General features: G+C 73.1%; 23 protein-coding genes. 8 read left to right on the top strand and 15 right to left on the bottom strand.

The window, feature by feature from the left end; genetic code table 11:
• Positions 1-17: 17 nt before the first annotated feature.
• The 4 genes from QSK34_RS03690 to QSK34_RS03675 are packed head-to-tail and all read right to left on the bottom strand — an operon-like array spanning position 18 to position 4,211.
• Positions 18-1,190, bottom strand: coding sequence for an SAM-dependent methyltransferase (locus QSK34_RS03690; RefSeq protein WP_285579833.1), 1,173 nt, complete (start codon positions 1,188-1,190; stop codon positions 18-20).
• A complete protein-coding gene (locus QSK34_RS03685; protein ID WP_285579831.1) occupies positions 1,187-2,383 on the bottom strand; it encodes an SAM-dependent methyltransferase in 1,197 nt (398 codons plus the stop codon). Before QSK34_RS03685 ends, QSK34_RS03690 begins: the two co-directional genes overlap by 4 nt.
• The gene (locus tag QSK34_RS03680; RefSeq protein ID WP_285579829.1) at positions 2,380-2,997 is read right to left on the bottom strand and encodes a DUF1365 domain-containing protein; all 618 of its coding nucleotides are present in this window, start codon (positions 2,995-2,997) and stop codon (positions 2,380-2,382) included. Before QSK34_RS03680 ends, QSK34_RS03685 begins: the two co-directional genes overlap by 4 nt.
• Positions 2,994-4,211, bottom strand: a complete 1,218-nt coding sequence (locus tag QSK34_RS03675; RefSeq protein WP_285579827.1) for an NAD(P)/FAD-dependent oxidoreductase — start codon at positions 4,209-4,211, stop codon at positions 2,994-2,996. Before QSK34_RS03675 ends, QSK34_RS03680 begins: the two co-directional genes overlap by 4 nt.
• Positions 4,212-4,387: 176 nt before the next feature.
• Here QSK34_RS03675 and QSK34_RS03670 point away from each other — a divergent pair, with 176 nt between their 5' ends.
• From QSK34_RS03670 to QSK34_RS03645, 6 genes are all read left to right on the top strand, one after another.
• Complete coding sequence (locus tag QSK34_RS03670) at positions 4,388-4,549, top strand: hypothetical protein (protein ID WP_197038471.1); 162 nt, start codon at positions 4,388-4,390, stop codon at positions 4,547-4,549.
• A gap of 122 nt (positions 4,550-4,671) precedes the next feature.
• The gene (locus QSK34_RS03665; protein WP_169806250.1) at positions 4,672-4,836 is read left to right on the top strand and encodes a hypothetical protein; all 165 of its coding nucleotides are present in this window, start codon (positions 4,672-4,674) and stop codon (positions 4,834-4,836) included.
• A 107-nt stretch (positions 4,837-4,943) separates the two neighbouring features.
• Entirely contained in the window at positions 4,944-5,780 is an 837-nt protein-coding gene (locus QSK34_RS03660; RefSeq protein WP_285579822.1) for an NmrA family NAD(P)-binding protein, read from the top strand.
• A 115-nt stretch (positions 5,781-5,895) separates the two neighbouring features.
• On the top strand, positions 5,896-6,480 hold the full coding sequence (locus QSK34_RS03655; protein ID WP_285579819.1) for a dihydrofolate reductase family protein: 585 nt from the start codon (positions 5,896-5,898) through the stop codon (positions 6,478-6,480).
• Position 6,481: 1 nt separating this feature from the next.
• Positions 6,482-6,835: a YciI family protein gene (locus QSK34_RS03650; protein WP_285579818.1), complete on the top strand. Its 354-nt coding sequence runs from the start codon at positions 6,482-6,484 to the stop codon at positions 6,833-6,835.
• On the top strand, positions 6,832-8,031 hold the full coding sequence (locus tag QSK34_RS03645; RefSeq protein ID WP_353051373.1) for an RNA polymerase sigma factor: 1,200 nt from the start codon (positions 6,832-6,834) through the stop codon (positions 8,029-8,031). Before QSK34_RS03650 ends, QSK34_RS03645 begins: the two co-directional genes overlap by 4 nt.
• 209 nt (positions 8,032-8,240) lie before the next feature.
• On the opposite strand, the gene hisF is transcribed toward QSK34_RS03645, so the two are convergent.
• The 9 genes from hisF to hisD are packed head-to-tail and all read right to left on the bottom strand — an operon-like array spanning position 8,241 to position 14,198.
• Entirely contained in the window at positions 8,241-9,011 is a 771-nt protein-coding gene (hisF, locus tag QSK34_RS03640) for an imidazole glycerol phosphate synthase subunit HisF (RefSeq protein ID WP_030450280.1), read from the bottom strand.
• Positions 9,008-9,391 (bottom strand): RidA family protein, encoded by a 384-nt coding sequence (locus QSK34_RS03635; protein WP_030450281.1) that lies wholly within the window; start codon positions 9,389-9,391, stop codon positions 9,008-9,010. Before QSK34_RS03635 ends, hisF begins: the two co-directional genes overlap by 4 nt.
• Positions 9,388-10,110: a bifunctional 1-(5-phosphoribosyl)-5-((5-phosphoribosylamino)methylideneamino)imidazole-4-carboxamide isomerase/phosphoribosylanthranilate isomerase PriA gene (gene priA / locus QSK34_RS03630; RefSeq protein WP_030450282.1), complete on the bottom strand. Its 723-nt coding sequence runs from the start codon at positions 10,108-10,110 to the stop codon at positions 9,388-9,390. The genes QSK34_RS03635 and priA overlap by 4 nt, the downstream gene beginning before the upstream one ends.
• 4 nt (positions 10,111-10,114) lie before the next feature.
• Positions 10,115-10,450, bottom strand: coding sequence for a hypothetical protein (locus tag QSK34_RS03625; protein ID WP_062354894.1), 336 nt, complete (start codon positions 10,448-10,450; stop codon positions 10,115-10,117).
• Complete coding sequence (gene hisH, locus QSK34_RS03620) at positions 10,447-11,085, bottom strand: imidazole glycerol phosphate synthase subunit HisH (protein WP_285582024.1); 639 nt, start codon at positions 11,083-11,085, stop codon at positions 10,447-10,449. Before hisH ends, QSK34_RS03625 begins: the two co-directional genes overlap by 4 nt.
• A complete protein-coding gene (locus QSK34_RS03615; protein WP_169806249.1) occupies positions 11,082-11,234 on the bottom strand; it encodes a CG2302 family histidine operon protein in 153 nt (50 codons plus the stop codon). Before QSK34_RS03615 ends, hisH begins: the two co-directional genes overlap by 4 nt.
• Positions 11,231-11,821, bottom strand: a complete 591-nt coding sequence (gene hisB / locus QSK34_RS03610) for an imidazoleglycerol-phosphate dehydratase HisB (RefSeq protein WP_030450285.1) — start codon at positions 11,819-11,821, stop codon at positions 11,231-11,233. Before hisB ends, QSK34_RS03615 begins: the two co-directional genes overlap by 4 nt.
• Positions 11,818-12,894 (bottom strand): histidinol-phosphate transaminase, encoded by a 1,077-nt coding sequence (locus tag QSK34_RS03605; protein WP_161478576.1) that lies wholly within the window; start codon positions 12,892-12,894, stop codon positions 11,818-11,820. Before QSK34_RS03605 ends, hisB begins: the two co-directional genes overlap by 4 nt.
• The gene (gene hisD / locus QSK34_RS03600; protein WP_285579811.1) at positions 12,894-14,198 is read right to left on the bottom strand and encodes a histidinol dehydrogenase; all 1,305 of its coding nucleotides are present in this window, start codon (positions 14,196-14,198) and stop codon (positions 12,894-12,896) included. Before hisD ends, QSK34_RS03605 begins: the two co-directional genes overlap by 1 nt.
• Before the next feature lie 125 nt (positions 14,199-14,323).
• Between hisD and QSK34_RS03595 the strand changes: the two genes are divergently transcribed.
• A complete protein-coding gene (locus QSK34_RS03595; protein WP_502875348.1) occupies positions 14,324-15,904 on the top strand; it encodes a dolichyl-phosphate-mannose--protein mannosyltransferase in 1,581 nt (526 codons plus the stop codon).
• Here QSK34_RS03595 and QSK34_RS03590 read toward each other — a convergent pair.
• The gene (locus QSK34_RS03590; protein ID WP_285579807.1) at positions 15,877-16,329 is read right to left on the bottom strand and encodes a hypothetical protein; all 453 of its coding nucleotides are present in this window, start codon (positions 16,327-16,329) and stop codon (positions 15,877-15,879) included. The two genes, QSK34_RS03595 and QSK34_RS03590, sit on opposite strands and share 28 nt — an antisense overlap.
• Before the next feature lie 53 nt (positions 16,330-16,382).
• Complete coding sequence (locus QSK34_RS03585; RefSeq protein WP_285579805.1) at positions 16,383-17,633, bottom strand: S8 family peptidase; 1,251 nt, start codon at positions 17,631-17,633, stop codon at positions 16,383-16,385.
• Positions 17,634-17,730: 97 nt separating this feature from the next.
• Here QSK34_RS03585 and QSK34_RS03580 point away from each other — a divergent pair, with 97 nt between their 5' ends.
• On the top strand, positions 17,731-20,346 hold the full coding sequence (locus QSK34_RS03580) for a CHAT domain-containing protein (protein ID WP_285579803.1): 2,616 nt from the start codon (positions 17,731-17,733) through the stop codon (positions 20,344-20,346).
• Positions 20,347-20,351 lie beyond the last annotated feature (5 nt).

The following is a 20,351-nucleotide window of genomic DNA, read 5'->3' as shown; positions in this document are numbered from 1 at the left end:
ACCCCCGGGGCAGGTTGTCACGATGGGCGGCCCAAAGTGATCTGGTGGACCGACATCCGCCCCGACTCGAAGGCCAGCCCGCCCCCCACCAGATAGAGCCGCCACACCCGGGCGACCTCCTCCCCCACCAGGGCCACCGCCTCGTCGTAGTGGGACTCGAAGGTGTCGTACCAGGCCCGGACGGTCTTCGCGTAGTCCTCCCGCATGCCCTCCACGTGGAGCACCTCGAAGCCGGCGTCCTCGAACATGGCGACGGTCCGGCCGACGGGGCGCATGTGCATGTCGGGCGCGATGTAACGCTCGATGAACGGCCCGCCGCCGGGCGCGTTGGCCCCGCGTGACATCTGCTGGACGACCACACGCCCGCCGGGACGCACCAGGCCGAACAGGGCCGAGGCGTAGACGGGGTAGTTCTCCTCGCCGACGTGTTCGCCCATCTCGATGGAGGAGATCGCGTCGTAGGGGCCGTCGGAGACGTCGCGGTAGTCCTGCAGCCGCACCTCGCCGCCGCGGGCCCGGACGAACGCCTGCTGCTCGGCCGCGATCGTGACGCCGACCGACTCGGCGCCGTACCCGGCGGCGTGCAGCACCATCGAGCCCCAGCCGCAGCCGACGTCGAGGTGGCGTGTCCCCGGTCCGAGGCCGAGTTTGGCGCACACGAGGTCGAGCTTGCGGCGCTGGGCCGAGGCGAGGTCGTCTCCGGGCGCCCACTTGGCGCACGAGTAGGCCATCGAGGGGTCGAGGATCAGCGAGTAGAAGTCGTTGGACAGGTCGTAGTGGTGGGCGATGGCGTCGCGGTCGCGGCCGCGGGTGTGCAGGCGTCCGCGCAGCCGCGCCTCACTGGCGGGGATCGGCGGGCGCGGGCCGGCGACGCCGAGCCCGAGGAGGGCACGCGCCCCGCGCGCCAGCTCGGCCAGCCCCGGGCCGCCCGTCCCGGCGGCCCACACCCGCCGGAAGCCGTCGGCCAGGTCGCCCTCGACGTCGAGGTGGCCGGTGACGTAGGCCCGCGCGAGCCCAAGCTCGCCGGGCGCCCACAGCAGGTGCCGCAGCGCCAGCGGCGATCTGAGCACCACGACGGGGGCGTCGGCGGGACCGGCGAACCCGCCGTCCCACGTGCGCAGCCCGACGGGCAGCTCACCTCCGAACAGCCCCGCGACCGTGTCGGCCAACCGGGTGGCGACGAGCGTCACGACCCACTCCTTTCCAGAACGAGCTGCCGCACGTTCAGATAGCCCGACCGGAACCCGGCCTCCGAGTAAGCCAGGTAGAAGATCCACATTCGGTGGAAGAGCTCGTCGAAGCCGAGCCGGGAGATCTCCGCCCGCCGCGAGCAGTAGCGCTCCCGCCAGAGCCGAAGCGTCTCGGCGTAGTCGCCGCCCATCTCGTGGTGGCCGGCGACACGCAGCGGCCCGAGGTTCTGCTCGATGGCCGTGACGCTGGGCAGCAGCCCGCCCGGGAAGATGTACTTCTGGATCCACGTGTACGTGTGCCGCGAGGCCACCATGCGGTCGTGCGGCATCGTGATCGCCTGGAGGCCCACCCGGCCGCCGGGGGCCAGCAGCCGGTCGAGGGTGGCGAAGAAGACCGGCCAGTAGCGCTCGCCCACCGCCTCGATCATCTCCACGCTGAGCACCGCGTCGTACGACCCGGCCGCCTGCCGGTAGTCGCACAACTCGACCGAGACCCGGTCGGACAAGCCGGCGGCGGCCACCCGTTCCCGGGCGAACGCCTGCTGCTCGGCCGACAGGGTGATCGTCCGGACCACGGCCCCGCGCCTGGCGGCCCGGATCGCCAGCGCGCCCCAGCCGGTCCCGATCTCCATCACCGCCGACCCCGGGCCGACCCGGGTCTCGTCGAGCAGCCGGTCGATCTTGGCGTGCTGGGCCTCCTCCAGGTTCTCCCAGGTGGCCTCGCCGCGGAACAGCGCGGCGGAGTAGGTCATGGACGGGTCGAGGAACTGCGCGAACAGGTCGTTCGACAGGTCGTAGTGGCGCTGGACGTTCCGCCGGGCGTTCTCCACCGTCCCCTCCTCCGAGCGGGGGTGCCGCCGCGCCCACACGCCGCGCAGCCGCTGCAGCGGGGCCGGGATCAGCGACGCCAGCTGCGTCGCCATCACGGTCAGCACGCCGGCCAGGTCGTCGGCCTCCCAGTCGCCCGCCATGTAGGCCTCGCCGAAGCCGATCAGCCCGTCGGCCCCCACCCGGGAGAAGAAGTCCTCCGCGCGCACCACCCGCATGAGGGGGCCGGAGGGGTCGCCGAGCAGCTCACCGTCGGGCATCCGGACCCGCAGCGGCAACCGCGTCACCGCGTTGCGGAACAGCTGCCGGACCACCCGCACCCGCAGGGGCGACCGTGGGGGTGTGAGGGCGAGGACGTGCGTCATTTCGGTTCTCTCTTTCGGGGGACGACGGGCAGCCCGCGCAGGTAGAGGGCGATGCCCTGACGCCGGATCCGCGCCCCCGTCAGCAGGGGCGCCAGCCGCAGCCGGTTGCGCAGCGTCGGCGCCACCCGCCGGCCGCGCACCGTCGCCACGAACGGCCGCCCCTCGGGACGGTGCAGCGTCACCGCGAGGTCGAGCCGCTCGCCGGGGCGCGGCAGCCGGAGCGTGTAGTGGCCGTCGACGGGGTGGAAGGGCGAGACGTAGAACTCCTTGCCCGTCTCGGCCCGGCCGTGGGCGTCGGGGCGCAGGAGGTAGCGGTGGCGTCCGCCGTAGGTGTTGCGGACCTCGGCGACCACGACGCCGGTGTCGCACCAGTAGACGGTCAGGGGGTTGAAGACGTGGCCGAGCGTGCGCCGCCCGGCGAGCATGACGACCTCGCCGGCCCGCTCGCCGTGTCCGGCGAGGAAGGCGTCGAGCTCGGCGCGGGCGCCGGTGTCGAAGCCGCGCGGCGGGTCGTCGGGGTCCACCAGCCACAACCAGCCGTCGTAGGCGAAGGCGTGGCGCAGCGGCGAGGAGCGCACGTGGGTGATCGTGCAGCGGTACAGGGCGGGTGTCACCAGCGTGCCCCCAGGGTCTCGGCGGCCCTCAGCCCAGACCGGCAGCCGTCCTCGTGGAAACCCCAACCGTGGTAGGCCCCCGCGAACGCCACCCGGCCGTCCGACAGCCCCGGCAGCAGCTTCTGCAGGGCGACCGTCTCGGGGGTGTAGACGGGGTGTTCGTAGTCCATCCGGGCGATGACGTGTTCGGCGGGCACGTCGTCGCCGAGGGTGACCAGGTAGCGGGTTCCGCCCGGCAGCCGCTGGAGGCGGGTCATGTCGTAGGACACGCGTACCGAGGAGGGTTGCGCGGCGCAGCCGGACATGCGGTAGTTCCACGACGCCCGCGCGCCCGCGGCGCGGGGCAGCGCGCTCGGGTCGGTGTGCAGCACCGCCGGGTTGCCGGAGTAGGTGAGGCCGCCCAGGACGCGCCGTTCCAGGTCCGTGGGGGCCGCCAGGAGGGCGAGGGCCTGCCCGGGGTGGGTGGCGACCACCGCGGCGTCGAAGGCGGCGGTCTCGTCGCCGTCGTCGCGGATCACGACCGCGTCGGCGTGCCGCCTCAGTTCCCGTACGGGGGTCGCGGTGCGGACCGCCGTGAGCCCTTTGGCGACCTTCTCGACGTAGGTGCGGCTGCCGCCCGTGACCGTCCGCCACACCGGGCTGCCCGAGACGCTCAGCATCCCGTGGTTGGCCAGGAACGTGAACAGGTAGCGGGCGGGATAACGCAGCGCGGTCGCGGGCGGGCACGACCACACGGCGGCGACCAGAGGTGTCAGGAAGTGCCGGACGAAGTAGGCCGGGTAGCGCCGGGTGACCTCGCCGAGGGTGCGGTCGTCGTCGGTCTCCAGGAGCGCGCGGGCCGTCCGGTGGAACCGGGGCACGTCGGCCAGCATGCGCAGGTAGGCCGCCGAGGGCCGCCGGGCCAGGAGCCCGGTGAGGCCCTTGCCGCCGGCGTATTCGAGGCCGCAGCCGTCGCAGCGTACCGACATGCTCATGTCGGACTCCTGGGTGGCCACCCCCAGCTCCCGGAACAACCGCGTCAGATGGGGATAGGTGCGGTCGTTGTGGACGATGAACCCGCTGTCGACCGCCAGCCCCGCCACGTCGTGGGTGTGGGCGTGCCCCCCGAGCCGGTCGTCGGCCTCGTAGAGGGTCACGTCGTGTGTGGCACGCAGCACGTGCGCGGCGGTGAGCCCCGCCACGCCGCTGCCGATGACCGCTACCTTCCGGCGCACCTGACCTCCCTTTATGAGGTTCTTCGAAACTAAGGTCCCTTCGGTTTGGGGTGAGCGGGAGTTTTTCCAGGGACGCCTGGGGGAAGCGGGCGGGAACCCGGGATCGCGCCAAACGGCACCCACGGCGGTGACCGATGGGGCAGAGTGATGGCACTGAACACGGTTGGAGCACCGCCATGAACGCCAAGAAGTTACTCACGTACGCCGCCATCGCCTTCGTGATCTTCTATCTGTTCACCCAGCCCCAGGGGGCGGCCGGCGCCGTGCGCGGCGTGTTCGACGCCGTCGGCGACGGGGCCAACTCGCTCGCCCTGTTCTTCAACTCACTCTTCGCCTGAACCGGGGTGTGCCTTTACTGCGGTCGGGCGTGCCGGAAGGTCCTCCTCTCTATCCGGCTAGTTATGATCACTGATGTCGCCGGGTAGAAAAATCCGGGACACATACCGCAGGAGGCCCCCCAATGCAGGTCAAGAAAGTGCTCACGTACGCAGGCATTGCGTTCGTGGCCTTCTACCTCTGGACTCAGCCGTCAGCCGCGGCCGGCGCTGTCAGGGGAGTGTTTGACGGTGTCACTTCCGGCGCCAACTCGCTGGCCACCTTCTTCAACGGCGTGCTCAACCAGTAGCTTCGTCCGCGGTTCCCTCGTTTCCGGCGCCCACGGATGATCATCTAGAGGGGGGCTTCGGCGCGCGCTGACCAGGCGGCCGGGCTCTCCCATGCGAAACTGGTCTGATGAGTGACCTGATCGCGGTGACCGGGGCGACCGGCGGGCTCGGCGGGCGGATCGCCCGGCGACTGGCGCAGGCCGGAGTCCGGCAGCGGCTGGTCGTCCGCGACCCGTCCCGGGCTCCTCGGCTCGACGGCGCGGAGATCGCCCAGGCGCCCTACGAAGATCCGGCCGCGTTCGCGGCGGCCCTCGACGGCGCCGGGGTCCTCATGTTGATCTCGGCGACCGAACATCCCGACCGCGTCGCCCTCCACACGGCGGCGGTCGACGCGGCGGTGGCGGCGGGCGTTCCCCGCATCGTCTACACCTCGTTCCTCGGAGCGGGGCCCGAGTGCACGTTCACCTTCGGCCGGGACCACTGGCACACCGAACGGCACATCGAAGAGACCGGAGTGGGTTTCACCTTCCTCCGGGACAGCCTCTACCTCGACTTCCTCGAGAACATGATCGGCGACGACGGCGTCATCCGCGGCCCCGCGGGCGACGGCCGCTTCGCCCCGGTGGCCCGCGCCGACGTCGCCGCGGTGGCCGCCACGATCCTCCAGGACCCGGCCGACCACCAGGGCGTGACCTACGACCTGACCGGCCCCGAGCTCCTCACCATGACCGACGTCGCCCGCATCCTGTCCGAGGCGAGAGGCTCGTCGGTGACCTTCGCCGACGAGACCCTCGACGAGGCCTACGCATCGCGCGAGCGTTTCGGGGCGCCGGAGTGGGCGGTGGCGGGCTGGGTCACGTCGTATGCGGCGGTGGCGGCCGGGGAGCTCGACGTGGTGACCGACCACGTCGAGAAGGTGACGGGGCATCCCCCGCTGAGCCTGGCCCAGGTGCTGCGCGCCTGAGCGCGGCGGATTCGCGGCGGCGTTCATCTGCGGCCGACACCCGCGGCCGACTCGGGATGTCGATTTCGGGGTGTCTCGTTCGTGTAGGTGGTGAGACCGAAAGGGGCCGCCATCGATGGGCGAGATCGTCGTGACCGAGAGTGTGACGCTGGACGGGGTGATGCAGGCCCCCGGCCGCGCCAATGAGGACACCAGGGACGGGTTCCGGCACGGCGGCTGGGCCGTTCCCTACGCCGACCCGGTGATGATGCGCGTGATGGGCGCGGGCATGGCCGCGACCGGCGCGATCCTGTTCGGGCGCCGGACCTATGAGGACTTCTTCGCCGTCTGGCACGGGCGGGCCGACGGCAACCCGTTCACCGCGAAACTGGACGCCACCCCTAAATACGTCGTATCCAGGACGATGGGCCGGCCGCCCGCCTGGCCGAACTCGACCCTTCTCGAAGGTGAGGGCGTCCCGGCCGTGGAAGCCCTCAAGAAGGAGGTCGACCACGACGTCGTGGTGCTCGGCAGCGGAGAACTGGTCCGGACGCTGCTCGCGCACGGGCTCGTCGACCGGCTGGTGTTGTCGGTGCATCCGCTCGTGCTCGGGTCGGGGCGGCGGTTGTTCCCCGTGGACGGGCCACCGGCGGCCTTCCGGCTGGTGGAGAGCGTGCCGACCGGCACCGGTGTGGTCATCGCGACCTACGAGGTGGAGTGACGTGAAGAACTATCTGCTCAGCATGTACCAGCCGGAGGGCCCCGTCCCCGGGCCGGAGGTCATGGACCGGGTCATGGCCGAGGTCGACGCCCTGCGCCGGGAGCTGGAGTCGGCCGGCTCCTGGGTGTTCGGCGACGGGCTGCACGACCCGGCCACCGCCACGGTGCTGCGGGCCTCGGGCAGCGAGGTGCTGATGACCGACGGGCCGTTCGCCGAGGGCAAGGAGCACCTCGGGGGGATCGTCATCCTCCGGGCCGCCGATCTCGACGAGGCGCTGGCGTGGGGGCGCCGGTACGCCGAGGCCGTCGGCCTGCCCGTCGAGGTGCGCCCGTTCGCGACGGAGGCCGCCGGCTGAGCGGGATCGAGCGGGCCTTCCGCGACGAGTACGGCCGCGCGGTGGCCGTGCTCGTCCGGCTGGCCGGGGACGTCGACCTCGCCGAGGAGGCCGTCCAGGAGGCGTTCGCGGTGGCGGCCGAGCGGTGGCCGCGCGAGGGGACGCCGCCGAGCCCGGCGGGCTGGATCATCACCACGGCCCGCAACAAGCTGATCGACCGCAACCGCCGGGAGGCGACCCGGCCCGGTCGCCACGCCGAGGCGCTCCTGCTGCACGCGCCCGGCGAGCCCGCCGAGGAGGGGGCCGTGCCCGACGACCGGCTGCGCCTGATCTTCACCTGCTGCCATCCCGCCCTGGGCGAAAGCGCCCGGATCGCATTGACGCTGCGCCTGCTGGGCGGCCTGACCACCGGGGAGATCGCCCGTGCCTTCCTGGTGGGCGAGGCCACGGTGGCCCAGCGGATCGTGCGGGCCAAGGCCAAGATCCGGGACGCCCGGATCCCCTACCGGGTGCCGTCCGACGCCGACCTGCCGGGGCGGCTCGGTTCCGTGCTCGCCGTGGTGTATCTGATCTTCAACGAGGGCTACCTGAGCGGGTCCGGCGATCCGGTGCGCGACGACCTGTGCGCCGAGGCGATCCGGCTGGGGCGGCTGCTGGCCGAGCTGATGCCCGACGAGCCCGAGGTCCTCGGGCTGCTGGCGCTGATGCTGCTGATCCATTCGCGGCGGGCCGCCCGGGTCACGGCCGGGGGTTCGCTGGTCCTGCTGGCCGACCAGGACCGGTCCCTCTGGGACCGCGACCTCATCGCCGAGGGCCAGGCCCTCGTCCGCCGCTGCCTGCGGCGCGACCGGCCGGGGCCCTACCAGATCCAGGCGGCGGTCAACGCCGTGCACAGCGACGCGCCGACCGACTGGCGGCAGGTGGTGCGGCTCTACGACCAGCACCTGGCCCTGGCCCCCACGCCCGTGGTGGCCCTGCACCGCGCCGTCGCCGTGGCCGAGGTCGACGGCCCGGCCGCGGCTCTGGGCCTTCTCGACGGCCTGGACCTCGACGGCCACCACCTGTTCCACGCCGTCCGGGCCGACCTGCTGCGCCGCCTGGGCCGGGACGAGGAGGCCGTCCACGCGTATGAAGCCGCTCTCGGCCGCACGGAGAACCCGGCCGAGCAGGAGATCCTGCGCCGGCGCCTGGCTCAGGTACACCCTCTGGAGCAGTAGAAACCAAGACAGAAGGGCAGAGCCGCCCCAAGTCACACTCCGTGGGGAAACGGGCTCTCCGCCCCGACGATCGGCAACGGTCCGCAGCCCGGAAGATGCCCGCAACAAGGACGACCCGGCATCGTCGACCCGGGAGCGTCCATCCGGCGCCGCGACGGCGAAGGGCCGGGCGCCCCCGAATCGGTGGTGCCCGGCCCCTGGAAGACGTCCTACCTGACGGGGTGGCCCGCCTCGCGGAGGGTGTTCTTCACGTCGCCGATCTTCAGTTCGCCGAAGTGGAAGACGCTCGCCGCCAGGACCGCGTCGGCTCCCGCGTCGATCGCCGGGGGGAAGTCCTCAAGCGTCCCCGCCCCGCCCGAGGCGATCACCGGCACCGTCACGGCGGCCCGGACGGCCTTGATCATCTCGATGTCGTAGCCGTCTTTGGTGCCGTCGCCGTCCATCGAGTTGAGCAGGATCTCGCCCACGCCGAGTTCCTGGCCCCGGGCGGCCCACTCGACCGCGTCGATGCCCGTTCCCTTGCGGCCTCCGTGGGTGGTCACCTCGAAGCCCGACGGGGTCGGCGGGCCGTCGACGACGCGGCGGGCGTCGACGGACAGGACGATGCACTGCGAGCCGAACCGCCAGGCCGCCTCGCGGAGGAACTCCGGCCGGGCGATGGCGGCCGTGTTGATGCCGACCTTGTCGGCGCCGGCCCGCAGGAGGCGGTCGACGTCGTCGTTGGTGCGGACTCCCCCGCCGACGGTCAGCGGGATGAAGACCTGTTCGGCGGTCCGCCGGACCACGTCGTACATGGTCGAGCGGTCGGAGCTGGAGGCGGTGATGTCGAGGAAGGTCAGTTCGTCGGCGCCCTCGGCGTCGTAGCGCCTGGCGAGTTCGACCGGGTCTCCGGCGTCGCGCAGGTTCTCGAAGTTGACGCCCTTGACGACCCGGCCCGCGTCGACGTCCAGGCACGGGATCACGCGCACGGCCACGGTCATGACCGGTAGGCCTCCACTTCCACCTCGACCAGCATGCGCGGGTCGATCAGGCCGGCCACGCGCACCGACGTGCAGGCCGGGCGGACCTCGCCGAACAGTTCGCCGTGAGCCTCGCCGACGGCGTCGAAGTCGTCCTGGCTCACCACGAACAGCCGTGTCCTGACGACGTCGGAGAGCGAGGCGCCGGCCTTCTCCAAGGCGTCGAGGGCGACGCCGAAGGCGGTCAGGGTCTGCTGGTAGGCGTCGCCGACGTGCTGGACCTCACCGCCGATGGTGGCGGTGCAGCCGGAGACCAGCACGTGGTTTCCGGCGACGATGGCGCGGGAGTATCCGTAGCGTTCCTCCCACGGACCGCCCGAGGAGATGCGGGTGGGGGTCATGCTCTCACCGCCGCGAGCGCCTCTTCGAGCGTGAACGCCTGGGCGTAGAGGGCCTTGCCGACGATGGCGCCCTCGACGCCGAGGCCGACCAGGCCGTTGAGGGCGCGCAGGTCGTCGAGGCTGGAGACGCCGCCGCTGGCGATCACCGGCTTGTCGGTACGGGCGCACACCTCGCGCAGCAGGTCGAGGTTGGGGCCGCGCAGGGTGCCGTCCTTGGTCACGTCGGTGACGACGTAGCGGGGGCAGCCGTCGGCCTCCAGGCGGTCGAGCACCTCCCAGAGGTCGCCGCCCTCCTGGGTCCAGCCGCGGGCGGCCAGGGTGGTGCCGCGGACGTCGAGGCCGACGGCGATGCGGTCGCCGTACTCAGCGATGATCTTGGAGCACCACGAGGGGTTCTCCAGGGCGGCGGTGCCGATGTTGACGCGGCGGCAGCCGGTGGCGAGGGCGGCCTCCAGGGAGGCGTCGTCGCGGATGCCGCCGGAGAGCTCGACCTGGACGTCGAGCTTGGCGACGACCTCGGCGAGCAGCTCACGGTTGGAGCCACGGCCGAAGGCGGCGTCGAGGTCCACCAGGTGGATCCATTCTGCGCCGGCGTCCTGCCAGGCGAGGGCGGCGGCGAGCGGGTCGCCGTACGAGGTCTCCGAGCCCGCCTCGCCCTGCACCAGGCGGACCGCCTGGCCGTCGGCCACGTCCACGGCGGGCAGCAACACGAGTGACATCTGTTCAGGACCTCCGGTCGAAGAGAACGGTGACGAGCACCGGGACGATCAGGATGGACAGGCCCAGCACCGCGAGCCGCGCCATCATGTCGAGCGTGAGCCAGGCGATGACCTGGACCAGCAGGAACAGCACGAGCATGGCCGCGTTCTGGGCGCGCCGGCGCCGGGCCAGCACCCCGCCCTGCCGGGCCACTCTGACCGGCTTGGGCAGCACGGCCGTGATCCGGCCGCGCAGTTCCCGCCGCCGGGCCGTCCTGGCCTCGCGGCGGGCCCGTTCCTCTGCCAGGCGGGCCTTCTCGGCCTCCCTCTCGGCCCGGCGTCTGGCCCGCTCCTTGCTCATGAGAGGGTGTTCAGCCAGTTCTGGAGCAGGGTCGCCCCCGCGTCGCCGGACTTCTCCGGGTGGAACTGGGTGGCCATGAGCGGGCCGTTCTCGGCGGCGGCCACGAACGACACCCCGTGGGTGGCCCAGGTGACCAGCGGCGCCTTGAACCCCTCGTCGTGGGGGACGAGTTCCCACTCGCGCACCCCGTAGGAGTGGACGAAGTAGAAGCGCGTGCCGGCGTCGAGGCCGGCGAACAGCACCGAGTCGGCGGGCGCGGTGACCGTGTTCCACCCCATGTGGGGCAGCACGGGCGCGTCGAGGCGCTCGACCGTGCCGGGCCACTCGCCGCAGCCCTCGGTGTGGACGCCGTGCTCGACGCCCTTCTCGAACAGGATCTGCATGCCGACGCAGATCCCGAGCACCGGCCGGCCGCCGGCCAGCCGCCGGGCGACGATCTGCTCGCCGCGCACGCCCCGCAGGCCGGTCATGCAGGCCGCGAAGGCCCCCACGCCGGGCACCACGAGACCGTCGCAGTTCAGCGCCTCGTCGAAGTCGGCGGTCACCGTCACGTCGGCGCCGACGCGCGCGAGGGCGCGTTCGGCCGACCGCAGGTTGCCGGAGCCGTAGTCGAGGACGACGACGTTCTTCTTCACTGCCACCACATCACTCCCGCCGTCAGGGCCAGCGCGGACAACGCGCCGGTCACCACCGCGGCCAGCTTCAGCTTCTGCTTGGCGAAGGAGACCACTCCGCCGATCAGGAAGAGGCCGATGAAGATCATGGCGCTGGAGGAGAAGTTCACAACACGCCCTTGGTACTGGGCACCCCGGTCGCCCGGGGGTCGAGCTCGGTGGCCGCGCGCAGCGCCCGCGCCAGGGCCTTGAACTGCGCCTCGACGATGTGGTGGGCGTTGCGGCCGTAGGGGACGCGGACGTGCAGGCAGATCGAGGCCGAGGCGACGATCGACTCCAGGATGTGCCGGGTCATCGTGGTGTCGTAGTCGGGCCCGATCATCGGGGCCATGTTCTCGGGCTCGCTGTGCACGAGGTAGGGCCGCCCCGAGAGGTCGACGGTGACCTCGGCGAGCGACTCGTCGAGCGGGCACGAGGCGTTGCCGAACCGCCGGATGCCCGACTTGTCGCCGAGCGCCTGCTTGAGCGCGGCGCCGAGCGCGATCGCGGTGTCCTCGATCGTGTGGTGGGCGTCGATGTGCAGGTCGCCCTCGGTCTTGACGGTCAGGTCGAACAGGCCGTGCTTGCCGAGCTGGTTGAGCATGTGGTCGAAGAACCCGACCCCGGTCGCGATGTCGACCTCGCCGGTGCCGTCGAGGTCGATCTCGACCAGGACGGACGTCTCCTTCGTCGTGCGTTCGATGCGCCCGACCCTCATGAGAGGACCCCTTCCAGGGCGGCCCGGAAGGCCGCCATCTCGTCACTCGTGCCGATCGATACGCGCAGCCATCCGGCAGGCCCGGTCTCGCGGATCAGGACACCGCGGTCGAGGACGCCCTCCCACACCGCGTGACGATCCGGAAACTTACCGAATAGCACGAAATTGGCGTCGGAGTCAGCCACGGACAGGCCACGTTGCCGTAGCCAGGTCACGGTCGCGTCGCGTTCCCGCCGCAGCGCCTCGACGGTGCCGAGGAGTTCGCCGCGGTGGGCCAGCGCGACCCGGGCCGCGGCCTGGGTCAGCGTCGACAGGTGGTAGGGCAGCCGCACCAGCAGCAGCGCGTCGATCACCGCCGGGTCGGCGGCCAGGTAGCCCACCCGCGCCCCGGCCATCGCGAACGCCTTGGACATGGTCCGCGTGACGATCAGCCGGGGGTGGCGGGGCAGCAGCGTCAGGGCCGAGGGGGTGCCGGTCCGGGCGAACTCGAAGTAGGCCTCGTCGACGATCACCATGCCCGGCGCGGCGGCCAGCACCCGCTCGATCACCGGGAGCGGCAGGGCGGTGCCGGTCGGGTTGTTGGGCGAGGTCAGGAAGACCACGTCGGGCCGGTGCCGCTCGATGAGGGCGACCGCGCGGTCGGGGTCGAGCGAGAAGTCCTCTTCCCGGCCGCCCTCGATCCAGCGGGTGCTGGTGCCGGCGGCGATGATCGGGTGCATCGAGTAGGACGGCTCGAAGCCGATCGCCGAGCGCCCCGGGCCGCCGAAGGCCTGGAGGGCCTGCTGCAGGATCTCGTTGGACCCGTTCGCCGCCCACAGCTGGCTCGCGGTCAGGCCGTGGCCGAGGTAGTCGGCCAGGTCCTTGCGCAGCTCGACCGCGTCGCGGTCGGGGTAGCGGTTGAGGGTCGCGGCGCCCTGCCGGACCGCCCTGGCCAGGTCGTCGAGCAGCGCCTCGGACGGCGGGTAGGGGTTCTCGTTGGTGTTGAGCTGCACCGCCACGTTGAGCTGGGGCGCACCGTAGGGGTGCTTGCCGCGCAGGTCGTCGCGGATGGGCAGGTCGTCGAGCGTGGTCATCAGCCGGGAATCTCCCAATCGAACCGGGCGCGGATCGCGGCGCCGTGGCCGGGCAGGTCTTCGGCGTCGGCCAGCGCGCACACCAGCGGCGCGGCCTCGGCGAGCGCCTCGCGGCTGTAGTCGACGACGTGCACGCCCTTGAGGAACGTCTGCACCGACAGGCCCGAGGAGTGACAGGCGCAGCCGCCCGTGGGCAGCACGTGGTTCGACCCGGCCATGTAGTCGCCGAGCGAGACGGGCGCGTGGGCCCCCACGAAGATCGCGCCGGCGTTCCTGATCCGGGACGCCACCACGGCGGCGTCGGCGGTCTGGATCTCCAGGTGCTCGGCGGCGTAGGCGTCGACGACCTTGATCCCGTCGTCGATCGAGGAGACCAGGACGATGCCCGACTGCCTTCCGGCCAGCGCCTCGGTGATGCGCTCGACGTGCTTGGTGCGGGCGACCTGGGCCTTGAGCTCGACCTCGACCGCGTCGGCCAGCTCGGCCGAGTCGGTGACCAGGACGGCGGCGGCCAGGGTGTCGTGCTCGGCCTGCGAGATCAGGTCGGCGGCGACGTGGACGGGGTCGGCGGTGGCGTCGGCCAGGATCGCGATCTCGGTCGGGCCGGCCTCGGAGTCGATGCCGATGCGGCCCTTGAGCAGCCGCTTGGCCGCCGCGACCCAGATGTTGCCCGGCCCGGTGACCATGGCGGCCGGGGGGCAGTCCTCGGTGCCGTACGCGAACATGGCGACGGCCTGGGCCCCGCCGACGGCGTAGACCTCGTCGACCCCGAGCAGCACGCAGGCCGCCAGGATCGTCGGGTGGGGCAGCCCGTCGGGCGCCTGGGGCGGTGAGGCCACCGCCATCGACGGCACTCCGGCCTCCTGGGCGGGCACCACGTTCATGATCACGCTGGACGGGTAGACGGCCAGGCCGCCGGGCGCGTAGAGGCCGACGCGGTCGACCGGGATCCAGCGCTCGGTGACGGTGCCGCCCGGGACGACCGTCGTGGTGACGTCGGTCCGGCGCTGGTCGCGGTGGACCAGGCGGGTGCGGCGGATGGCCTCTTCGAGGGCGGCGCGGACCTGCGGGTCGAGCGTCTCCAGGGCCGTGTTCAGGGCCTCGGCGGGGACGCGGGCGGTGGGGAGGTCGAAGCCGTCGAACCGATGGGTCAGCTCCCGCACGCCCTCCGCGCCATGATGGCGCACCTTCTCGCAGATGGGCCGCACCTTGTCGAGGGCGGTCTCCACGTCGAGCTCGGCGCGGGGCAGCACGTCGCGCAGGTTCCCCGGAAGGGGCCCGCGCAGGTCGATACGGGAAATCACCCGAACAGTCTACGGACGGCCGGTCCGGAATCCCGCGATGTCCATCATGCGGACATTCGGGGCGACGTAGACGAGCGTCTGCAAATGTGGCGAGTGGAGCGATCCTATCCTTTGCCATAAATAGGATGAGCCGGGTGACCACGATCTCCCCGCCCCTCCCGGTTCCGGCGCGCGACCGCCTCGTGCCGCCGCAGCCCGGCAGCGTGTTGTGGGGATGGCTCGGCCCGTTGATCGTCACGGTGTTCGGCGGCGTCCTGCGGTTCGTGAACCTCGGCAGGCCGCACGAGGTGATGTTCGACGAGACCTACTACGCCAAAGAGGCGCTGTCGCTGCTGCGGTTCGGCGTCGAGACGAAGAGCGTCGAGAAGCCCGACCCGGCCCTGCTGGCCGGTGGCGACGGGGTGTTCCGGACGTGCGCGCGGGTCGCCGAGTGCGGCGATTACGTGGTGCATCCGCCGCTCGGCAAGTGGATGATCGCGCTGGGCGAGTGGATGTGGGGCGTCAACCCGTTCGGCTGGCGGTTCATGGCGGCCGTGGCCGGCACGTTGTCGGTGCTGATCCTGGCCCGCACCGCCCGGCGGATGACCCGCTCGACGCTGCTGGGCTGCCTCGCCGGGTTCCTGCTCGCGGTCGACGGCATGCACATGGTCATGTCGCGGGCCGCGCTGCTCGACATCTTCCTGTCGTTCTGGCTGGTGGCGGCGTTCGCCTGCCTGGTGACCGACCGCGACCACATGCGGGCCCGGCTGGCCGAGTGGCACGCGCGGGCGATCCCCGGCGACTTCGGGCCCCACCTGGGGTGGCGGCCGTGGCGGCTGCTGGCCGGGCTGGCCCTGGGGGCGGCGACGGCGACCAAGTGGACGGGCGCCTTCTTCATCGTCGGGTTCCTGGTGCTAACGCTGTTCTGGGACGCGGGGGCGCGGCGGTCGATCGGGCTGCGCAGGCCCTATCGCGGCTCGTGGAGGCGGGACCTGCCGCTCGCCGTGGCCTGGATGTGGGTCGTGCCGGTGGTGGTCTATCTGGTGTCGTACACGGGATGGTTCGCGAGCGAGCGCGGGTGGGGGCGCAACTGGGCGCAGGCCACCGACCACGGCTGGGCGTTCTTCCTGTTCGACTCGATCAGGTCGCTGGTCTCCTACCAGCTCCAGGCCCTGTCGTTCCACACGGGGCTGGCCTCGGGCCACAGTTACGCCACCGAGCCGTGGCAGTGGCCGCTGCAGTACCGGCCGGTGCTGCTCCACTACAGCTCGCCGCAGGGGTGCGGGGCCGACTCGTGCTCGTCGGCGATCTACGCGGCGGGCACCCCGATCCTGTGGTTCGCGGGGCTGGCGGCGATGGTCGCGATGTTGTCGTGGTACACCGCCACGCGCGACTGGCGGGCCGGGGCGGTGCTGCTCGGCTACGCCACCGGCTGGTTGCCGTGGTTCTACTACGCCATCGCCGACGACCGGACGATGTACCAGTTCTACGCGCTGCCGATGGTGCCGTTCATGATCCTGGCACTGACCCTGGTGGCCGGTCTGGCGCTCGGGAAACGTGAGGCGAGCCCGGCCCGCCGGTCGCGGGGCGCGGTGGCGGTCGGCGTGTTCGCGCTGCTGGTGCTGGCCAACTTCGCCTGGCTGCAGCCCATCCTCACCGGCGACACGATCCCCTACGACGGCTGGCGGGCGCGGCTGCTCTATTCGTCGTGGGTGCCGCCCCAGTAGATCGGGGTGGTCACCACGTCGCGCCCGCCGCCGCGGAAGTGGAGCCGGAAGCGGCCGGGCGGGATCGGCGAGATCCGGAACCCGCCCACCTCGTCGACCGGCAGGCCCGGCCCCGGCCCGGCGCCCGTGACGACGCGGACCTCTCCTTCGGCCGGCGGGTCGAGCTGGCCCAGCAGGGCGTCGCCGCTGACGCCGAGCTCGATCACCAGGCCCGACTCGGTCTGGAAGGCCAGGTCGCGCAGCGCGGCCACCTCGTCGGCCCGCACCAGCGGCCCGGCCGTGCCCGCCGGGCTCAGCTCGGCCAGCTCGGCGTCGACCAGCCGCCAGGTGTAGATCGCCTGCCCCATCTCGACCAGCCCGGGAGGCACCGGGTCGGCGGCCCGCAGCGCGGTCGCGAGCTCCTCCATGAGGGCGTCGTCACGCATGGCAGTCTCCTCCCTCGTGCCAGGGGGCCGCAGGCGGGCGGCCCGTCTGGACACTACAGGGTGAGCTCGGCGAGCACCTCGTCGGCGGACTCGGCCACGATGAGGTCGGCCGCCGCGCGGGCCGAGATGTTCTGCGCGACCGCGCGGGCGGCGATCTCGCCGACCACGGCGGCGCAGGCGAAAGAGGTGCCGCTCCAGGTGGCGTATCCGGTGAACTGCAGTTTGTCCTGTACGGCCACCTCGCCGTTGAGCAGCCGTTCCACCACGTCGACCTCGCCGGTGAGGTAGGTGCTGGTCACCGCGACGCCGTCGGCCAGCACGTTCACCCACGGGACCTTCGGGCTGAACTCGGCGCCCCGGGCGCCCACCGCGACGACGTCGGCGCAGGCGGCCGGCCAGACCGGGGTGACCTCGGTGATCCCGGCCGCCTTCCGCTTCTGCGTGGGCCGGCCGTGGTTGCCGGCCGCCGCGACCAGCACGATCGCGGGCGAGAGCCGCTGCACGGCCCGCTCCAGCACGGTCGGCGGCCGGTTGTCGTGGGTGGTGCAGCCGAACGACAGGTTGAGCACCCGTACGTCGGTCTTCAGGAACCCGACCATGGCCTTGGCGACCGACCACGAGGAGACCTCGACGCCCCTGTTGTCGAGGATCGACCGCATGACCAGAACCGCGTCCGGGGCGTGCTTGAGGATCACGCCCGCGACGAAGGTGGCGTGGCCGACCGGCGAGGGGTGCGGGGCCGGGCCGGTGTAGATGTCCTTGGCCGAGGCGAGGAAGCGGCCCTCCAGGTCGGGGTGCGGAACGATCTTGGAGTCGAGGATGCCGACGTGCGGCCCGACGCCGGGGGCGGTCAGCCGGGCCAGGTCGGCGTTCACTGCCGGGGCCAGCTCGTCGGGCCGGCCGCCGCCGGTGTAGGGCGAGCCCTGGACGCCGTCGAGCAGCCGGTTCTTGGCCATCGGGGGCGACCAGCCGTCGTACCGCTCCTCGAAGGAGGTGCGGAGGGCGTACAGGAGCAGGTCGAGGGCGGGGATCGGGTCGCCGGGGTCGTACTGCTCCTGCCGCGACCGGCGCACGCCCTCCAGGAAGCCCTCGGCGAGCGCCGCCTCGATGGCGGCCAGCTCGGGCAGCTCGCAGAGGGTGAGGCCGAGTTCCGGGCTGGTGTCGACCTCCCGCCAGGTGTGGCCGGTGAGGTCGGTGAGGAGCCGCAGGATCAGCGTCTGGTACCGCCGGTCGACGACGAGCTGGTCGACCTTCCAGGCCTCGGTGTCACTGCGGTAGACGCCGCCCGGGTCGGTGAAAGGCATGGGATCTCCCTCGCGTGATTCGCCACTTCCGATTGATGAGCGGGCACTCACCCGTTTGATACATCCCGTACGGAAACGGAATGGAAAACTGCGACGGGTGACGACGACCGAGGATCCGGCGCGGGCCGCGCTCGTGCTCGCCGAGGCCGATCCGGGGCGGGCGGTGACCGTCGCGGCGGAGCTGGCGGCGTGCGCCCGGGCACGGGGCGACCTGGCCGCGCTGTCGCGGGCCGAACGGGCGATGGGCATCGCGGCCGTCCACCTCGACGACCTGGCGACGGCGGCCCGGCACCTGCGGGCCGCGATCCGCACGGCGGGCCGGGCGGGCTCGCCCGAGCTGGCCGCCGAGGCGCGGATCCGGATGGCGTTCGTGACCAGCATGCGGGGCCGCCCCCGGCAGGCGCTGGCCGACCTGGAGGCCCTGCTGCCCGGCCTGCACGGCGAGCTGCGGGCCCGCGCCGACGCCCAGCGCGCCGCCGTCTTCAACCACCTCGGACGGCACGCCGACGCCCTGGCCGCCTACCGCCAGGCCGTCCCCGTGCTGCGGCGGGCGCACGACCACGTGTGGCTCCAGCGGGTGTTGTCCAACCGCGGCATCGTGTACGGCTACCGCCACGAGTTCGCCGCCGCCGAGGCCGACTTCCACGAGGCCGAGGAGTTGTGCGCGGCCCTCGGGCTCGACCTGTCGCTCGCCGTGGTGCGGCTGAACCTGGGCTGGGTGCGGGGGGTGCGCGGCGACGTGCCGGGCGCCCTGCGCTACCTCGACCTGGCCGAGAGCCGCTTCCGCGACCTGGGCACCCACCAGCTCGGCTGGCTGCTCAGCGACCGGTCGGAGCTGCTGCTGTCCGTCGGGCTGACCGCCGAGGCCCGCGCCGCCGCCGAGGAGGCGGTCGCGGAGCTGCGCCGCCGCCGCCGCGCGATCGTCCTGCCGGAGGTCCGCCTCCTGCTCGCCCGCGCCGCCACCCTGGAGGGCGACCACGAGCACGCGGTCGAGGCGGCCCGGCGGGCGGCCCGCGAGTTCGGCGCCCAGCAGCGCCCCGAGTGGCGCTCCCTGGCCGCGTTCGCGGTGCTGCGATCACGCCTGGCGGCGGGCCACGCGGGCGTCTCGGCGGGCCGGTTCGCGGCCATCGCCGGGGAACTGGCCGAGGCCGGGTGGACGGCGGCGTCGGTGGAGGCGCGGCTGCTGGGCGCCCGGGTGGCGCTGGGCGCCTCGCCGGCCCCGGCAGCCCGCGCCCGCGCGCTCGACCTGCTCACCGTCGCGGCGCGGTTCCGCCAGCGGGGGCCGGCGTTGTCACGGGTGCGGGGCTGGCACGCCGAGGCGCTGCGGCGGCTCACCCTCGGCGACCGGGCCGGGGCGGCGGCCGCGGTGCGGCGGGGCCTGCGGGTGCTCGACGAGCACCGGGCCGCGCTCGGGGCGACCGACCTGCGGGCCCATTCGGCCGAGTTCCGGGTCGAGCTGGCCGAGCTCGGCCTGCGCATGGCCCTCGACCGGGGCGGCCCGGCGCGGGTGCTCGCGTGGGCCGAACAGGGCCGGGCCAGCCATCTGCTGATGCGGCGGGTCCGGCCGCCCGACGACCCCTGGTTGGCCGGGCGGCTGGCCGAGCTGCGGGCGGTGGCGGCGGAGGCGCGGGCGTCCAGAGACCCGTCGGTCACCGAGCGGCAGGCCGCGCTGGAGCGCCGCATCCGCGACCACACCCGCGCCCGGTCCGGCGAGACCCGCGCGCCCGACCGGGCCCGGCGGACCCCCGGCGTGGTCCGGTCGCTCGCTCCCCTGCTGCACGATCGGGCGCTGGTGGAGTTCGTGCTGGTCGACGGGGTGCTGCACGCCGTCACCGTCGTCGGAGCGCGGGCCCGGCTGACCACGCTCGGGCCGGTGGGGCCGGTTCGCGACCTGGTCGAGCGGGTGCCGTTCGCGCTGCGGCGGCTGGCCAGGTCGGGCGACGCGCGCGACGGCTCGTCGGCGGCGGCCCGGATGTTGCGGCACGCCGCCGCGCGCCTCGACACGCTGCTGCTGGCGCCGCTCGGGCTGGGCGACCGGCCTCTGGTGGTGGTGCCGACCGGGCCGCTCCAGGGATTGCCGTGGCCGGTGCTGCCCTCCTGCGCGGGGCGGCCGGTGGCGGTCTCGCCGTCGGCGGCGTTGTGGCGGGAGGCGGCGCTCGGGCCGGGTCACGGCGGCGGGCCGGTGGTGGTGGCCTCGGGGCCCGGGTTGCCCGGCGCGACGGCGGAGGTGACTGAGGTGGCGGCCGTCCACGGCGTCACCCCGTTCGAGGGTGGCGCCGAGGAGACGCTGGCCGCGCTCGACGGCGCCCGGCTCGCCCACCTGGCCGCCCACGGCCGGGTCAACACCGCCAACCCGCTGTTCTCCGCGCTGCACCTGGCCGACGGGCCGCTGACCGTCTACGACCTCGAACGGTTACGGGTCCCGCCCCGGATGGTCGTGCTGGCCGCCTGCGAGAGCGGCCGGTCGGTGGTCCGGGCCGGAGACGAGCTGCTCGGGCTGAGCACCACCTTCCTGGCTCTCGGGACGCGGTGCGTGGTCGCCTCGATGGTGCCGGTGCCCGACGCCCGCGCCCGGCCGCTGATGACCGCCCTGCACGGGCGGCTCGCCGCCGGGCAACCCGCCGCGACCGCGCTGGCGCGCACCCAGCAGGAGGCCGGCGACGACGTGACGGCGGCGGGGTTCGTCTGCATCGGCGCCGACGTGAGCCCCTAACCTAG

Source organism: Herbidospora sp. NBRC 101105 (assembly GCF_030269205.1).
In the GTDB taxonomy this organism is placed as follows: domain Bacteria; phylum Actinomycetota; class Actinomycetes; order Streptosporangiales; family Streptosporangiaceae; genus Herbidospora; species Herbidospora solisilvae.
The sequence above is the reverse complement of the archived record's forward strand: the minus strand, read 5'-3'. Positions and strand labels throughout refer to the sequence as shown.

Excerpts from the sequence above, each read along its gene's own strand:
- QSK34_RS03685 (WP_285579831.1), bottom strand. The coding sequence starts at position 2,383 with ATGACGCACGTCCTCGCCCTCACACCCCCACGGTCGCCCCTGCGGGTG.
- QSK34_RS03670 (WP_197038471.1), top strand. The coding sequence starts at position 4,388 with ATGAACGCCAAGAAGTTACTCACGTACGCCGCCATCGCCTTCGTGATC.
- QSK34_RS03665 (WP_169806250.1), top strand. The coding sequence starts at position 4,672 with ATGCAGGTCAAGAAAGTGCTCACGTACGCAGGCATTGCGTTCGTGGCC.
- QSK34_RS03660 (WP_285579822.1), top strand. The coding sequence starts at position 4,944 with ATGAGTGACCTGATCGCGGTGACCGGGGCGACCGGCGGGCTCGGCGGG.
- QSK34_RS03655 (WP_285579819.1), top strand. The coding sequence starts at position 5,896 with ATGGGCGAGATCGTCGTGACCGAGAGTGTGACGCTGGACGGGGTGATG.
- hisF (WP_030450280.1), bottom strand. The coding sequence starts at position 9,011 with ATGACCGTGGCCGTGCGCGTGATCCCGTGCCTGGACGTCGACGCGGGC.
- QSK34_RS03635 (WP_030450281.1), bottom strand. The coding sequence starts at position 9,391 with ATGACCCCCACCCGCATCTCCTCGGGCGGTCCGTGGGAGGAACGCTAC.
- priA (WP_030450282.1), bottom strand. The coding sequence starts at position 10,110 with ATGTCACTCGTGTTGCTGCCCGCCGTGGACGTGGCCGACGGCCAGGCG.
- QSK34_RS03625 (WP_062354894.1), bottom strand. The coding sequence starts at position 10,450 with ATGAGCAAGGAGCGGGCCAGACGCCGGGCCGAGAGGGAGGCCGAGAAG.
- hisB (WP_030450285.1), bottom strand. The coding sequence starts at position 11,821 with ATGAGGGTCGGGCGCATCGAACGCACGACGAAGGAGACGTCCGTCCTG.
- QSK34_RS03605 (WP_161478576.1), bottom strand. The coding sequence starts at position 12,894 with ATGACCACGCTCGACGACCTGCCCATCCGCGACGACCTGCGCGGCAAG.
- QSK34_RS03595 (WP_502875348.1), top strand. The coding sequence starts at position 14,324 with ATGAGCCGGGTGACCACGATCTCCCCGCCCCTCCCGGTTCCGGCGCGC.
- QSK34_RS03590 (WP_285579807.1), bottom strand. The coding sequence starts at position 16,329 with ATGCGTGACGACGCCCTCATGGAGGAGCTCGCGACCGCGCTGCGGGCC.
- QSK34_RS03585 (WP_285579805.1), bottom strand. The coding sequence starts at position 17,633 with ATGCCTTTCACCGACCCGGGCGGCGTCTACCGCAGTGACACCGAGGCC.